Here is a 14,371-nt window from a genome sequence, read left to right on the forward strand (position 1 = left end):
ATTGCGTAGTTGTCGTCGTTTGCAACTATAATTTTTCAGATGTTTTACGAGATTCCTGAAAGCTCGGCATGCACCTAAGGTTTTGCTACCCACGTCGAAGCCAGGTCACCCCCTTTGGTTATGGTTCGATACTATACATTATGAAAGGTTCACAAATATAGTGAATAATTCTTTCATTGAGAAGAAAAAAACAGGTGGTTATGCGTTTATGTAGGCTTAATAGCAGGGATGTCAACCCGTTATTAACACAGGGAGGATGTGTTTTAGCCAAGTTCTAATTTTTAAAGGTGAAAAAAGGGGAGCATGCCTTAGATATTTTAAGTGAGGTAGCTGGTATGCCTAGCCTGAATGCTTCATGATGCGCTGTTTTTCACGCTGCCAGTCTTTATTTTTAGCCGAGGCGCGTTTGTCATGTAGCTGTTTACCTTTAGCCGAACCGATTTCTAGTTTTACGCGGCCTTTAACCCAATACATTGATAAGGGAACAATCGTATAGCCTTTACGTTCGACTAGTGCAACAAGGTTGATAAGTTCACGACGATTTAATAAGAGCTTTCGTAAACGTGTTTGCATTGGGTCGATATGAGTTGAGGCAGACAAAAGTGGTGATATATGTGCACCGGCCAGCCAGGCTTCACCATTTTTTATAACGACATAACTTTCTTTTAATTGAACACGTCCGTCACGGATGCTTTTAACTTCCCAGCCTTCAAGGACCATGCCTGCTTCGAAACGTTGTTCGATAAAATAATCGTGTGTCGCTTTTTTGTTAGATGCGATGGAATTAGGATGTGTTTTTTTCTTTTTGCTTGCCATGTCTATATTCTAAGCGAGGCGTTGATTTATCGCTATAAAAGTCAGCTAATAACTTGGTTAAATAGTAAAGTTGGGTTAATTTATTATCAATAACAAACGTTCAAGGTTTATGAGACAGATATCGCAACATGGAGAATGGTCATCCCGATTGGCCTTTATTTTGGCAGCTACAGGTTCGGCCGTTGGCTTAGGCAATATATGGAAGTTTCCCTATATTGCAGGTGAAAATGGTGGTGGTGCGTTTGTGCTTATCTATTTATTGTGCATTTTGATCATAGGCATCCCCATTATGATGGCTGAAATAATGTTGGGCCGTCGTGGAAGACAAAGCCCCATTAATTCAATGAGAACGTTGGCAACAGAAGCAAAAGCGAGCCGATATTGGTCGTGGTTAGGCTGGCTGGGTGTTATCGCAGGGTTCTTAATTTTGTCTTACTACAGTGTTATTGCTGGTTGGGCTATGGCCTACGTTGTACGTGTTGCATCGGGCGTTTTTGAAGGTGCTACGGCTGACGGAGTTAGTCATATCTTTGCCACCTTTGTGGCAGACCCAGAAAAGCTACTAGCATGGCATAGTTTGTTTATGATTGTGACGATGCTTGTGGTTGCTAGAGGTGTGAAAGGACTTGAACGAACGGTGAAGTTCTTGATGCCTGCGTTGTTGGCTATTTTAATTTTATTGGTTGGCTACGCCATGGAGCGTGGTGCGTTTGAAGAAGGCGTTTCGTTTTTATTTAAGGCAGATTTTACGAAAATGACCAGTGAAGGTGTGTTGACCGCAATGGGACATGCGTTCTTTACGCTTAGTTTGGGCATGGGGGCGATCATGGTGTACGGCTCTTATTTACCGTCTAAGGTTTCAATTGGTTCAACCACTATGCTGATTGGGTTGGCGGATACGGTGGTTGCGTTATTGGCAGGCTTGGCTATCTTCCCCATTGTTTTTGCTAATAGTATGGAACCAGCTAGTGGACCGGGCCTTATTTTTCAAACATTGCCAATTGCCTTTGGGCATATGGCGTATGGTTCAATATTTGGTACGCTGTTTTTTATATTACTTGTGTTTGCAGCATGGTCCTCATCAATATCGCTGATAGAGCCAGCTGTTGCCTGGTTGGTTGAAAATAAAAAAATGAGCCGCATGCGTTCATGTATCTGGGCGGGTCTTGTCACATGGGGCGTGGGTATAGGTACGGTTTTATCCTTTAACCTAACTGCAGATGTTACTTTTTTTGGTAAAACATTTTTTGACATTTTAGATTATCTAACAGCAAATATCATGTTGCCTTTGGGTGGTGTATGCATAGCTGTTTTTGCCGGTTGGGTGATGAGTGAAGAAGATAGCGTAAAGGAATTAAGCCTTAAGCGGCAGTGGCTGTATAAAACTTGGCTGTTTTTAGTAAAATTTATATCGCCTCTGGCAGTCGTTATTGTCTTCTTAAAATCAATTGATGTGATCTAAGGCGATGCATAAAGTAGAACGCAGTGCTTTAGTGCGGCATTCAGCTGCAGACATGTTTGACCTTGTCAATGATGTGGCATCGTATCCATTGTTTTTGAAATGGTGTAAAAGTAGTAAAGTACTGTCTGAAACGCAAGACAGTATGACGGCGGAACTTGAAGTGGCTTGGAAGGTGTTGCACAAAGTCTTTAGTACGAAAAATCAATTAGCGGCAGGTGAAAGCATTAAACTTGAGTTGTTAGAAGGGCCTTTTAAGTCTATGACTGGTGAATGGCGTTTTAAGCACCTTCGTGAAGATGCTTGTAAAATAACAATGGAAGTGGACTTTGAGTTTAAAAGTTCCGTTAGTAATTTTGTTTTTAGTGCCATATTTAGTCAAATATGTGGTTCACTAATGGATTGTTTTATCAAAAGGGCAGATGAGGTTTATGGGTAATGTAGAGGTGGCTTACGCAACGCCAGAAAAACAATTAATTTTAGTTGTCCCTTTTCATGATGGGTTGACTGTTCAAAAAGCGATAGATGCCTCTGGGATTTTGAAACATTTTCCGGATATTAATTTGGACAACAATGCGGTGGGAGTTTTCAGTAAGCCTTGTAAACTAGATACGCTATTGAGAGTGGGAGACCGCGTTGAAATTTATCGTCCATTAATTGCGGACCCTAAAGAAGTTAGACGCCAACGTGCTGAAGCCGGAAAAGTTACCAAAAAAGGTGCGCGTTCAGCGAATGAATGATTTGCCTTGAAATACCAAGGAAATGGATTATATTAGTCAATATGATAGTCACAGATAATAATAAAACATTAAATGCCGCTTTTGGTGAAGTGTCTGTGCGCCTTTTTGTCATTGCAAAGTCTTTTCTTCTCAGCCTAGCTCGACTGCCGCAACGCGGCTAATGAATATACCTGGCGAGGTGAAACGCAATTAGCTAATTGTATAAGTAAAAATTTGTCATCAAGATGACATTTGGAGTTTAGAAATGAGTAAAGAGAAGTTAATAATTTTTGATACAACCTTACGTGATGGTGAGCAAAGCCCCGGTGCAGCAATGACTGCAGAAGAGAAGCTTCGTATCGCTAAAGCATTAGAGAAAATGAAGGTTGACATTATTGAGGCAGGTTTTCCTATCTCAAGTGAAGGCGATTTTGCCGCTGTTCAAGGAATTGCAAGAACCGTTAAAGACAGTGTGGTTTGTGGTTTGGCGCGGGCAAACAAAGCAGATATAGAACGTGCTGGTGAAGCACTTAAAGATGCAAATGCATCGCGGATCCATACCTTTATTGCGACCTCGCCACTTCATATGAGAGAGAAGTTGCTATTAACCCCCGATCAGGTTTTTGAACAGGCTGTTGATGCGGTTAAATTGGCAAGAAACTTCACAGATAACGTTGAGTTTTCGCCTGAAGACGCGGGGCGTTCAGACCTTGATTTCTTGTGTCGGATTATTGAGGCGGTTATTGACGCGGGTGCGACAACCATTAACATTCCAGATACTGTGGGTTATAACTTGCCAGACCAATACGGCAACACGATTCGACAGTTAATTGAAAATGTACCTAATTCAGATAAAGCTATCTTTTCAACACATTGCCATAATGACTTAGGCTTGGCAGTGGCGAACTCGTTAGCCGGTGTTATGAATGGTGCGCGCCAAGTTGAGTGTTCAATCAATGGTTTAGGTGAACGTGCAGGAAACGCAGCACTTGAAGAGGTTGTGATGGCGGTTCGAACACGGCAGGATTTATTTCCCTGTGATGTTGGCTTGGATACAACTCAGATTATGACCTGCTCTCGGTTGGTGTCGGGTATAACCGGTTTTCCTGTGCAGCCGAATAAAGCGATTGTGGGTGCTAATGCGTTTGCCCATGAGTCGGGTATTCATCAAGATGGCGTGTTGAAATCGCGCGAAACATACGAAATTATGTTGGCTGAAGATGTTGGTCTTAATTCTAATAAATTAGTATTAGGGAAATTATCTGGGCGGAGTGCATTTAAGGATCGTTTAGAAAAGCTAAACATAATGGTGGATAGCCAAGAAGAGTTAAATAATGCTTTTCGTCGCTTTAAAGATTTAGCCGATAAAAAATCTGAAATTTTTGATGAAGATATTCAAGCCCTGGTGTCGGACTTCAAAATGGAAGAAGCTTTTAGTGAAGCGATTAAGTTAGTGTCCGTTAAAGCGTGTTCGGAAACGGGGGAAATGCCTGAGTCTTGTATTACGTTAATGGTAGATGAGGTTGAGCAAACAGAAACCTCTCAAGGTGGTGGGCTTGTTGATGCTACATTTAAGGCCATTGAGAAAATCGTGACAAGTAGTGCGACGCTTCAGCTTTATTCTGTCAGTAATGTTACTGAAGGGACGGACTCTCAAGGCGAAGTTGCCGTTAGGCTAGAAAAAGCAGGGCGTATTGTGAATGGCCACGGTTCGGATACAGATATTGTGATTGCCTCAGCAAAAGCCTATATCAATGCGCTCAATCGATTGTTTGGTGATAGTGTGCGGATTCACCCTCAAGCCTATGAAGGGGTTTGAATCGACTGCCCAATAAACTAGAGGCTTTGCTTGCAGAGTAGTACTAATATTTTAATGTGCTGGCAACGCTGCAACACACGCGAAAGGCGTTCTGTTATTTAAACAGAGCGCCTTTTTTTATTTTAAGATATTAAAGGTAATACGTCCTTTCTGATCTCGATCATTTTTTCATTTAAGGCTCAATGCGATACTCATCCGCGCCGGTGTTTTTAGCGCACCCAATAGATTGAGGAGAAGGTATGAGAAGTACTAGTATTGAGCCAGAATTAAAACATGAAGTCAGTCAATTGCTTGATGCTTACGTTCAATGTATCGATGATGATGATTTAGAACGTTGGCCAGATTTTTTTACTGAAAATTGCTTGTATAAGGTTATTCCAAGAGAAAACCATGAAATAGGTATGCCGACAGCTATTATGTGGTGTGATAGCCAAGGTATGTTGCAAGATAGAATTACGGCGTTAAGGCACGCTAATATTTATCAAGTTCAATGGTATCGCCATATCACAAGTAACCCTGTTATCAGTACAGAAGATGGTGACACTATTAAGGTGCAGTCTAATTACGCAGTTTTTAAAACCTGTAATGATGGTGAAAGTACCGTTTATAACGTAGGTCGCTATGTTGACCTCCTTGTTCGCGAAAATGGCGTTCTTAAATTTAAAGAACGTGTAGTCATTTATGACACGCATAGAATTACCACCTTGATGGTTATCCCTATTTAAGTCAGGAGAAAGATGATGAATGCAATAACACCCCCACATTTAAAATGGCCAGCTGGCACAGACCATACGGCGGTTCCTTACTCAATATTTAATAGTCGTGAAGTTTACGATCTTGAGCAAAAAAAGATACATAACGGCCCGACATGGAATTATTTATCGACGGAAGCAGAGTTGCCTGAAAAAGGCAGTTTTAAGTCTACTTATATTGGTGACACTCCGGTGGTTGTTACCCGTGGTCAAGATAATGAAATTTACGCTTGGGTGAACCGCTGTGCTCACCGAGGTGCGGAAATTTGCCGAGAGCGCCATGGCAAATCAGAAGATGGTGCTTACACATGTGTCTACCATCAGTGGGCATTTGATGCTAAAGGTGATTTGCGTGGAGTCCCTTTTCAACGTGGCCTTGGCGGCAAGGGAGGGATGCCAAAAGACTTTGCTAAGGATCAACACAGCTTACGTAAAGTTCGTGTTGTTAATCACCTGGGCGTTATTTTTGGCACCTTTAGTGATGAAACGCCTGATATTGAAACTTATATGGGCGAAGATGTAGCGTATCATTTCAAGCGCATCTTAAAAGGGCCTATTGAAGTGATCGGGCATACTCGTCAATACATAGCTGGTAATTGGAAGTTTTATTCAGAAAATACTAAAGACCCTTATCATGCGAGTCTGTTACATTTATTTCACCCAACGTTTGGTATTTATCGTGCTTCATTAGGTGGTGGTACTATCGTAAATAATGATGTGCACTCCGTGTTGTGGGTGGAAAATAGTAAAGAAGATGAAAGTAAGTTATCTGATGTTAAGAGTGATAACACAAGAACCTATCAAGAAGGTACTTACCAGTTAGCTGACCCGTCTTTGTTAGCCGGGGCGAAAGAATTTGATGATGACACCACGACCGTCATTTTTTCGCTTTTTCCATCGTTGGTGGTACACCAAATTCAAAACACACTAGCTTTCCGGCAGATTCTGCCAAAGAATGAAAATGAGTTTGAGCTAGTTTGGACGTTTTTTGGTTATGCCGATGATACCGAAGAAATGCGTAACTTCCGCTTAAAACAATTGAATCTTGTCGGGCCTGCTGGGCTTATATCAATGGAAGATGGGGAATCAACAGAGTTGTGTCAAAAAGCTATTGTGCGAGATGGAAACTATACTAATGTACTTGAAATGGGTGGCGTTGGAACGGGTACAGATGATCACTTTGTGACAGAGGGAGCGATACGATCTTTGTGGAAAGGGTATAGGAAAATGATGGATGTATAGGCGTTAAACAGTAAGTCGATACCTGTAAAGCCTTGCTATAGATAGCAAGGCTTTTTTATAGCATTAAAGAGGTCTATTTTCTGACAGTAAAAAGTGTCCGCGCGCTTGCGCAATAGGCTTATTGATATCTTCTTGCCAAGCAATAATATTACATAAAGCAACACGACTTCCTAAGCGAACAATATCGCACTTTGAGTAGGTGGTAGTGGTTTGCCCAGGGCGTAAATAATCTATAGAGACATCAATAATTTTAGGGATGTTAACGAGTTCTATTTCCCAGATTAAATGTAACAGGGCGGAATTTTCCATAAACCCAGCAATAACGCCGCCATGCAAAGCAGGGACCGCAGGGTTGCCAATATTGCTTTCCATAAAGCGCAAGCTGGATACGATGCTTTCGCCAACCATGCTGGTTTCTACACCGATTGTTTTGGCATACGGAATAAGTTCTACAATGGCCTCATAATCATGACGCAGTTTGATGTCATTTATTTTTTCTACTAAGGACATTTTATTGTACTGGGAATTGTTTGTTAGAACGCATAAAGCTACCGACGGCGGTTGCAATAGGGCTATTTATATCATCGGTATAGGCGCTGGCGCGAACAAAAGCAATGGTGTGAGTTAAATGGTAGCAATCGGCATATACGTTTATATCGGCACCGGAGGCAGCGGGGCGAATATGGTCTATTCTTAGATCCAGTGTTGCCATAGCACGTAAATTGTTTTGTGCCTGTAAAATAGCAGCGCCACAGGCTGTATCAATAGCAGTGGAAACAGCGCCACTATGGATGTAGTTGTTAACACAATCGCCAATAATCTGTTTGCTAAAAGGAAGCTTTAATGTGGTGGATGTTTCACCATGGCTCACCAAGGTAATGTTTAATTTTTTAGCGTGAGGGGTTTGGTTAATTGTTTTTAAATAAGATTGGATGCTCATGCTAGGGTTTTGCTTCTGGTTCGATGCCGATGAATTTAAGTATTTTTTCCATAATACCGACTTCCTTTTTTTCTCGTTTGGGGACATCAATCACCTTGGTATCGATGGTCATCGGCTTAAACTCATTGCTAGGTTTGAAATTACCTTTTAGGCTAGCAAGACTGCCTTCATTAAAAATAACGGTAATCCGTTCTCTTTTATGTGGTTTGCCTGCCTTTCTTATATCGTAGAAATAGTCCCAACGCTCCTGATGGAATGGATCCACCAATAAAGGGGTGCCCAAGATGAATTTTACCTGCCGCTTATCCATGCCCGGACGGAGTTGGTCAATCATTTTTTGAGTAACCACATTTCCTTGATGGACATCAATTTTATAAACACCGGGTAGGGTGTCAGCAACGTCAAGCATCTTGTCGTTTAGGGTTTCTGTCGTTGAACAAGCCACCAAGGTTGAGCTTGAAATGAATATCATTATTAGAATGAGACGCTTTCGCATTTAAGATCTTCTGTGTATGATTGCAATGGTGAGATGATACATCATCTCACTTTTATATCCACCCCAAATTAGAGGTCGAAATGGAGTCAAAAGATATAAGGGCTGCTGGTTTAAAGGTTACTTTACCTCGGTTAAAAATTCTTGATATGTTGGAAAGTACTGAGAATAAACATCTGTCAGCTGAGGACATGTATAGGGCTCTTTTAGACGATGGTGAAGAAATTGGGTTGGCTACGGTGTATCGTGTGTTAACGCAATTTGAAACGGCGGGTTTAGTCAATCGTCATCATTTTGAGGGTGGTAACTCAGTTTTTGAATTATGCCAAGATGAGCACCATGACCATATTTTATGTGTGAAATGTGGCCGGGTTGATGAGTTCTACGACGAGATGATTGAGCAGCGTCAAAAAGTGATCGCTAAAGAAAAAGGCTACAAAATAACAGACCATAGTTTATATATCTATGGGGTCTGCCCATCATGCGCTAAATAGCCTTTTCCACCATTTCTTTTGCGTGGGCGATGGTTTTATCTGATAAATCAATACCACCTAACATACGGGCTACTTCATTAATTCTCTGTGTTTGATTTAAGCTATCAATTTTCGTTGTGGTTTGTTGTTGGCTTTTTTGCTTGCTGACTAATAAATGCTGATGCCCTTGAGAGGCGACTTGTGGTAGGTGGGTGACACATAGGACCTGACGGTCGCAAGCTAACTCGCGTAGGCGTATTCCAACTGTTTCAGCAACACCACCACCAATACCTGCATCAACCTCATCAAACACCAAGGTAGGTGTCGTATTGCGGCGGCTAGTGACCACTTGTATGGCTAGGCTAATACGAGAAAGCTCGCCCCCTGATGCCACTTTTCCAATCGGCGAATCTGGCATCCCCGGGTTTGTTGATATAAGGAAGACGACATCATCTAGACCATTTTTTTGTGGAGGCTGCTTCGCCAAATGGTTAACGCTTATGTTTAGTTTTCCATCCGGAAGTCCAAGTGTTTTTAAAGTGTTGGTAATGTTACGGCTTAACTTTAAAGCATGTTGCTTGCGCTCATTATGGAGAAGCTCGGCCTGCTTGCGGTAAAGTGTTTCTGCCTCAGCGATGTCTAGTTGAAGCGCGCTTAATTTCTCGTTACGGTTTTCAAGCAAGTCAAGTCGTGCAGTGAGCTGATTATATTTGTCGGAAAGTTGCGAGGGCTCAACATGCAGTTTTCGAGCTAATTCATGAATGCTGCTTAATTGCTGGTCGAGCAAGCTGAGTTTTTCTGGGTCATCTTCTTGTTGATCAATTTGATGCCTCAAATCACGACTGGCTTCTTGAATTTGAATGCTGGCTTCTTTGATTTGTTCGCCCACGCTTGTAAATTCAGGCGCTAAGTCAGCCAGTAACTCTAATTCATGCGAGACATTATTAATTTGACTATATATAGAAGCGTTTTCGTTTTCATACAATATGTCTATTTGGTGTGCTGAGGTCTCAATGATTTTACGCATATTGGATGCTAACGCGTGTTCTTGCACCAACTCATCGTAGTCAATATGGATAATATTTGCTTGCTCTAATTCATTGATTTGATATTTAAGTAGTTGTTTTTCACTCTCATTGTCTTCATTGCCATCGGTTAGGTGGTGAAGCTCTTCGGTTAATCGTTTCCAATGTGAGTACTGTTTGCGACATTCAAGAAGCAAGGCCTGAGAGGGTAAGGATGAATCGACTAATTCACATTGCTTGCCGGGGTGTAATAAATCTAGGTGTGCATGCTGGCCGTGGATGTTAATAAGGTGTTTAGAAAGTTGTTGTAGGGCTTTTAAATTAACGACTTGACCGTTGATATAAGCTTTTGAACGGCCGTCAGCATTGATGGTTCTTCGAATGAAGCAATCTCCTTGATCATCAAGGTCGTTGTCTATAAGCCATTGCTGGGAGGCCGGTAGATCGGTAATGTCAAACTCTAAGCTAAGATCCGCCTTATTAGCCCCAGGTCTCAATAACGAAGCATCTGCTCGTTCGCCTAGGCACAGTTTCATTGCTGTCAGTAAAATGGATTTACCCGCACCTGTTTCACCGGTTAGCACGGTCATCCCTTGCTCAAGCTCGAGGTTTAATTGATCAACAACAGCTAAGCCTTTTATGTCGATGGATTTAAGCATACCTAAATTTTATGTTTGAGGAGCTTTGCTCCAGTCAAGTTTTACGCGCAGAATGTTGAAAAAGTCATGATTCGTTGGGTGTAACAAATGAATTTTATTTTCATGGCGACTGATGTTTATAAGGTCATCTTCAAGGATACTTGGAAGAATGACGTTATCGCATGTTAGTTGCGCCTCGTGCTTATCTCGTTGGCTAAAGCGAATACCAATTTCGCTTTTTCCATCTACCACCAGTGGGCGGTTGCTCAAGGTGTGTGGGTTAATAGGAACCAGCACAATGGCATCCAGCGAGGGGTGCATTAGCGGCCCACCACCGGATAGTGCATAAGCTGTTGAGCCAGTTGGGGTGGCTATGATTAATCCATCAGAGCGCTGAGCATTCACAAAACGTTGATTAACATAGGTTTCAATGTCGATTAAACCAGGGGATTTTAATCGGTGAATGGCGACTTCATTGAACGCTGACTGTTCGTGAATAAGCGTATTGTTACGGATGATTTGAGTGTTGAGGATAATACGTTCTTCCTCATGGTAATGGCCTTCGAGGATTTGCCTTATTTGAACATTCATCTCTTCTGGTGATATATCAACCAAAAAACCAATGCGACCTAAGTTTATACCGACGAGAGGAACCTTTTTGTCAACCAAGGCGCGAGCAGCTGATAAGAGTGTCCCGTCACCGCCAATAGACATGATGAGATCACATTGGTCGGCTAATTCACTGATGCTCATGATGTGCTCAGAGGGCAATGAGATATGGTGAGCCGTTTCTTCATCAACAACGATGTTAATATTGGCGTCAATTAACAGCGTATATAATGCTTGAACTGTTGCAGATATATCCGTGGCATTAGGCTTGGAAATCAGCCCAATTCGTTTAAATTTTGTATTCATTTTACTCCTCAGTTGAAGGTAAAAGTTTACACGAAATGTAGCGATTTACACCAGAATCTAAATCTAAATGACGGCTTATTTACTGAGTGTCGGCATTTTAAGGATCAATTTGAATTTTACGCGTGCTAAGCGTGTGTTAGATATCTAATTTTAATTGCTGGAGATCATTTCTATAGCTTTATTGATAAGGTATGCGTTGCTGAATGCCACTCGACTGTTTGGTTTATCATACATAGTGCCGAAGGGTGGAGTAATCGGTGAACTTTATGGCAAATTGAGCTTATTGTTTGGTTTTGCTGTAAAAGTTTTGGCTGGAACCTTGAAATTTAGAAAACTATCACCATTTAACTAAAACAGTTTATGCGCTTGCCTTAATGGTAAGTCGCTATCAATCAAATTTAAGTGTAAAAAAGAGGAAAGGCTATGGGGTCTGAAGAACAGACAGATCAAGAGAATATTGAACAACCAGCGGTTGAAACGGAAGAAAGTATTGTTGGTGAAATAGTAGAGGATGCATTGAAAGATGAGGCGGAAGGGGAAACTGCTGCCTCAGAAGAGGTTGATTTGCAGGCGGCGCTAGATGCGGCGACCACTCGTGCTGATGAAAACTGGGAAAAATTGTTGCTGGCAAAGGCAGAGGTGGAAAATATTCGCCGTCGAACACAAAAAGATATTGAAAAGGCGCACCGTTTTTCTGTTGAGAAGTTTGCTAAAGAGATGTTGCCAGTAGTCGATAGTTTAGAGATGGGGCTGGCATCAGTGGATGCAGCAGAAGGTGATGTTGTAGCCATAAAAGAAGGGATGGAGTTGACACATAAGCAGTTGCTAGCTTCGCTTGAAAAGTCCGGCGTTAAGCAAATTAACCCAGAAGGTGAAAGTTTTAACCCGGACTTACATCAGGCTATCTCTATGGTTCCAAGCCCTGATCATGAGCCTAATACGGTGATACAAGTCTTTCAAAAAGGTTATACGCTCAATGAGCGTTTATTACGTCCTGCAATGGTTATTGTGTCGCAACCTCAAGCACCTACAGAGACAAAGAAAATTGATGAGCAGGCTTGAAAATTAAATTTCACGCCCTTATATCGTAACTAACAGAATAGAATAAATTAAATTTCGGAGATATTTAAATGGCTAAAATTATTGGTATTGATTTAGGAACAACGAACTCGTGTGTTGCCGTATTAGATGGCGACAGCGCGAAAGTACTTGAAAATAGTGAAGGTGCAAGAACAACGCCTTCAATTGTAGCGTTTACAGCAGAAAGTGATGTGCTTGTAGGGCAGTCTGCAAAACGTCAAGCGGTAACAAACCCATCAAACACGGTATTTGCTACCAAGCGCTTAATTGGTCGTAAATTTACAGATGATGTTGTGCAAAAAGACGTCAGCATGGTGCCTTATAAAATTCTAGCTGCCGATAATGGCGATGCTTGGATTGAAGCGCAGGGTAAAAAAATGGCGCCGCCTGAAATAGCTGCGCGTATTTTAATGAAGCTTAAAAAAGATGCTGAAGCATATTTGGGTGAAGAGGTAACAGAAGCCGTTATTACTGTGCCTGCTTACTTTAACGATTCGCAACGTCAAGCAACGAAAGATGCAGGCAAGATTGCCGGTTTAGACGTTAAACGTATTATTAACGAGCCAACAGCGGCTGCGTTAGCTTATGGCATGGATAAGAAAAGTGGTGATCGTACGGTTGCTGTTTATGACTTGGGTGGAGGTACCTTCGACGTTTCAATTATTGAAATTGCTGAAATTGATGGCGAGCACCAATTTGAAGTGTTATCAACCAATGGTGATACATTCTTAGGTGGTGAAGATTTCGATTTACGTATTATCGACTTCCTTGCAGATGAGTTTAAAAAAGAAAACAGCGTAGATTTACACAACGACCCATTAGCACTTCAACGTTTAAAAGAAGCCGCTGAAAAAGCAAAAATCGAGCTATCATCTAATCAACAAACAGATGTTAACTTGCCTTACATTACGGCAGATGCGTCAGGGCCTAAACATTTGAATGTTAAATTGACACGTGCAAAACTTGAGTCTCTTGTTAATGATCTAGTTCAACGTACGGTCGCACCTTGTGCAACAGCTGTTAAAGATGCTGGTTTATCAGCTTCTGAGATTGATGACGTGATTTTGGTTGGTGGTCAAACACGTATGCCAAAAGTTCAAGAAGTTGTTGCTGAATTCTTTGGTAAAGAGCCACGTAAAGATGTTAATCCAGATGAAGCCGTTGCCGTGGGCGCTGCAATTCAAGCAGGTGTTTTAGCTGGCGATGTTAAAGATGTGCTTTTATTAGATGTAACACCACTTTCATTGGGTATTGAGACAATGGGTGGTGTAATGACAAAGCTAATTGAGAAAAACACGACTATTCCTAGTAAGGCGAGTCAAACATTCTCAACAGCAGAAGATAACCAAACAGCGGTTACTATTCATGTTCTACAGGGTGAACGTGAAATGTCATCAGGCAATAAATCTTTAGGCCGTTTCGACCTTCAAGATATACCGCCTGCACGTCGTGGTACGCCGCAAATTGAAGTGTCTTTTGATATTGATGCAAACGGTATTCTAAATGTATCTGCTAAAGATAAGGCCACAGGTAAAGAACAATCTGTTGTTATTAAAGCATCAAGTGGTTTATCTGATGAGGAAGTCGAAGCAATGATTAACGATGCTGAAGCGCATGCTGAAGAAGATAGAAAATTGCATGAGCTTGTGACTGTTAGAAACCAAGCGGATGGCATGATTCACGCAACTGAACAATCCATTGAAGAAATGGGTGATAAGGTTGATGCCTCTGAAAAAGCAGATATTGAAGCGGCTATTGCGGATCTTCAAGAAGCTATTAAAGGTGACGACAAAGAAGCGATTGAGCAAAAAACTGAAGCCTTAACAACATTGTCTGCTAAGTTAGCTGAAAAAATGTACGCTGATGCAGGCGCTGAAGGGGCGGCTGAAGGCGCTTCTGCTGAAGCAAAGTCTGACTCTGATGCAAATGCTGATGATGTCGTTGATGCTGAATTTGAAGAAGTAAAAGAAGACGATAAAAAATAAGCCTTAAAACATTAG

At 41.6% G+C, this 14,371-nt stretch carries 15 protein-coding genes and 1 other RNA gene; 9 read left to right on the forward strand and 7 right to left on the reverse strand.

What is annotated here, in order from left to right; translation table 11 throughout:
• Both ssrA and smpB read right to left on the reverse strand, forming a co-directional pair.
• Nucleotides 1-113: a transfer-messenger RNA gene (gene ssrA / locus KUG63_RS01350) on the reverse strand; the annotation flags it as partial.
• 226 nt (nt 114-339) lie between these two features.
• Entirely contained in the window at nt 340-816 is a 477-nt protein-coding gene (gene smpB, locus KUG63_RS01355) for an SsrA-binding protein SmpB (RefSeq protein ID WP_015006282.1), read from the reverse strand.
• A 109-nt stretch (nt 817-925) separates the two neighbouring features.
• On the opposite strand from smpB, the gene KUG63_RS01360 reads away from it, so the two are divergent.
• The 6 genes from KUG63_RS01360 to KUG63_RS01385 all read left to right on the forward strand — a co-directional run bounded on the left by KUG63_RS01360 (nt 926) and on the right by KUG63_RS01385 (nt 6,807).
• On the forward strand, nt 926-2,278 hold the full coding sequence (locus tag KUG63_RS01360) for a sodium-dependent transporter (RefSeq protein ID WP_020932295.1): 1,353 nt from the start codon (nt 926-928) through the stop codon (nt 2,276-2,278).
• Between the two features lie 4 nt (nt 2,279-2,282).
• The gene (locus KUG63_RS01365) at nt 2,283-2,714 is read left to right on the forward strand and encodes a type II toxin-antitoxin system RatA family toxin (protein ID WP_016390047.1); all 432 of its coding nucleotides are present in this window, start codon (nt 2,283-2,285) and stop codon (nt 2,712-2,714) included.
• The gene (locus KUG63_RS01370; RefSeq protein ID WP_015006279.1) at nt 2,707-3,015 is read left to right on the forward strand and encodes an RnfH family protein; all 309 of its coding nucleotides are present in this window, start codon (nt 2,707-2,709) and stop codon (nt 3,013-3,015) included. Before KUG63_RS01365 ends, KUG63_RS01370 begins: the two co-directional genes overlap by 8 nt.
• A 244-nt stretch (nt 3,016-3,259) precedes the next feature.
• Nucleotides 3,260-4,813: a 2-isopropylmalate synthase gene (locus KUG63_RS01375; protein WP_015006277.1), complete on the forward strand. Its 1,554-nt coding sequence runs from the start codon at nt 3,260-3,262 to the stop codon at nt 4,811-4,813.
• 239 nt (nt 4,814-5,052) lie between these two features.
• On the forward strand, nt 5,053-5,538 hold the full coding sequence (locus KUG63_RS01380) for an aromatic-ring-hydroxylating dioxygenase subunit beta (RefSeq protein WP_015006276.1): 486 nt from the start codon (nt 5,053-5,055) through the stop codon (nt 5,536-5,538).
• 15 nt (nt 5,539-5,553) lie between these two features.
• A complete protein-coding gene (locus KUG63_RS01385) occupies nt 5,554-6,807 on the forward strand; it encodes an aromatic ring-hydroxylating dioxygenase subunit alpha (protein WP_020932297.1) in 1,254 nt (417 codons plus the stop codon).
• Nucleotides 6,808-6,870: 63 nt separating this feature from the next.
• On the opposite strand, the gene KUG63_RS01390 is transcribed toward KUG63_RS01385, so the two are convergent.
• The 3 genes from KUG63_RS01390 to KUG63_RS01400 are packed head-to-tail and all read right to left on the reverse strand — an operon-like array spanning nt 6,871 to nt 8,219.
• Nucleotides 6,871-7,317, reverse strand: a complete 447-nt coding sequence (locus KUG63_RS01390; RefSeq protein WP_015006274.1) for a PaaI family thioesterase — start codon at nt 7,315-7,317, stop codon at nt 6,871-6,873.
• A gap of 1 nt (nt 7,318) precedes the next feature.
• On the reverse strand, nt 7,319-7,747 hold the full coding sequence (locus tag KUG63_RS01395) for a PaaI family thioesterase (RefSeq protein ID WP_015006273.1): 429 nt from the start codon (nt 7,745-7,747) through the stop codon (nt 7,319-7,321).
• A gap of 1 nt (nt 7,748) precedes the next feature.
• Nucleotides 7,749-8,219 (reverse strand): outer membrane protein assembly factor BamE, encoded by a 471-nt coding sequence (locus KUG63_RS01400; protein WP_015006272.1) that lies wholly within the window; start codon nt 8,217-8,219, stop codon nt 7,749-7,751.
• Nucleotides 8,220-8,323: 104 nt separating this feature from the next.
• On the opposite strand from KUG63_RS01400, the gene fur reads away from it, so the two are divergent.
• A complete protein-coding gene (gene fur / locus KUG63_RS01405) occupies nt 8,324-8,734 on the forward strand; it encodes a ferric iron uptake transcriptional regulator (protein WP_015006271.1) in 411 nt (136 codons plus the stop codon).
• Here the strand turns inward: fur and recN are convergent.
• Complete coding sequence (recN, locus tag KUG63_RS01410; RefSeq protein ID WP_287553764.1) at nt 8,727-10,397, reverse strand: DNA repair protein RecN; 1,671 nt, start codon at nt 10,395-10,397, stop codon at nt 8,727-8,729. The two genes, fur and recN, sit on opposite strands and share 8 nt — an antisense overlap.
• A gap of 9 nt (nt 10,398-10,406) precedes the next feature.
• Nucleotides 10,407-11,291 carry an NAD(+) kinase gene (locus KUG63_RS01415; protein ID WP_015006269.1) on the reverse strand — a complete coding sequence of 295 codons (885 nt, stop codon included), beginning with the start codon at nt 11,289-11,291 and terminating at the stop codon, nt 10,407-10,409.
• Between the two features lie 423 nt (nt 11,292-11,714).
• Between KUG63_RS01415 and grpE the strand changes: the two genes are divergently transcribed.
• Both grpE and dnaK read left to right on the forward strand, forming a co-directional pair.
• Nucleotides 11,715-12,353 (forward strand): nucleotide exchange factor GrpE, encoded by a 639-nt coding sequence (gene grpE, locus KUG63_RS01420; RefSeq protein WP_015006267.1) that lies wholly within the window; start codon nt 11,715-11,717, stop codon nt 12,351-12,353.
• 68 nt (nt 12,354-12,421) lie between these two features.
• Nucleotides 12,422-14,356, forward strand: coding sequence for a molecular chaperone DnaK (dnaK, locus tag KUG63_RS01425; protein ID WP_015006266.1), 1,935 nt, complete (start codon nt 12,422-12,424; stop codon nt 14,354-14,356).
• Nucleotides 14,357-14,371: the final 15 nt, after the last annotated feature.

The organism is Cycloclasticus sp. (assembly GCF_019090545.1).
Lineage (GTDB): Bacteria > Pseudomonadota > Gammaproteobacteria > Methylococcales > Cycloclasticaceae > Cycloclasticus > Cycloclasticus pugetii.

Coding starts and splice junctions, on each gene's coding strand:
- KUG63_RS01375 (WP_015006277.1), top strand. CDS start 3,260: ATGAGTAAAGAGAAGTTAATAATTTTTGATACAACCTTACGTGATGGT.
- KUG63_RS01390 (WP_015006274.1), bottom strand. CDS start 7,317: ATGTCCTTAGTAGAAAAAATAAATGACATCAAACTGCGTCATGATTAT.
- KUG63_RS01360 (WP_020932295.1), top strand. CDS start 926: ATGAGACAGATATCGCAACATGGAGAATGGTCATCCCGATTGGCCTTT.
- KUG63_RS01380 (WP_015006276.1), top strand. CDS start 5,053: ATGAGAAGTACTAGTATTGAGCCAGAATTAAAACATGAAGTCAGTCAA.
- KUG63_RS01395 (WP_015006273.1), bottom strand. CDS start 7,747: ATGAGCATCCAATCTTATTTAAAAACAATTAACCAAACCCCTCACGCT.
- KUG63_RS01415 (WP_015006269.1), bottom strand. CDS start 11,291: ATGAATACAAAATTTAAACGAATTGGGCTGATTTCCAAGCCTAATGCC.
- KUG63_RS01365 (WP_016390047.1), top strand. CDS start 2,283: ATGCATAAAGTAGAACGCAGTGCTTTAGTGCGGCATTCAGCTGCAGAC.
- KUG63_RS01370 (WP_015006279.1), top strand. CDS start 2,707: ATGGGTAATGTAGAGGTGGCTTACGCAACGCCAGAAAAACAATTAATT.
- dnaK (WP_015006266.1), top strand. CDS start 12,422: ATGGCTAAAATTATTGGTATTGATTTAGGAACAACGAACTCGTGTGTT.
- KUG63_RS01385 (WP_020932297.1), top strand. CDS start 5,554: ATGAATGCAATAACACCCCCACATTTAAAATGGCCAGCTGGCACAGAC.
- smpB (WP_015006282.1), bottom strand. CDS start 816: ATGGCAAGCAAAAAGAAAAAAACACATCCTAATTCCATCGCATCTAAC.
- KUG63_RS01400 (WP_015006272.1), bottom strand. CDS start 8,219: ATGATATTCATTTCAAGCTCAACCTTGGTGGCTTGTTCAACGACAGAA.
- fur (WP_015006271.1), top strand. CDS start 8,324: ATGGAGTCAAAAGATATAAGGGCTGCTGGTTTAAAGGTTACTTTACCT.
- recN (WP_287553764.1), bottom strand. CDS start 10,397: ATGCTTAAATCCATCGACATAAAAGGCTTAGCTGTTGTTGATCAATTA.
- grpE (WP_015006267.1), top strand. CDS start 11,715: ATGGGGTCTGAAGAACAGACAGATCAAGAGAATATTGAACAACCAGCG.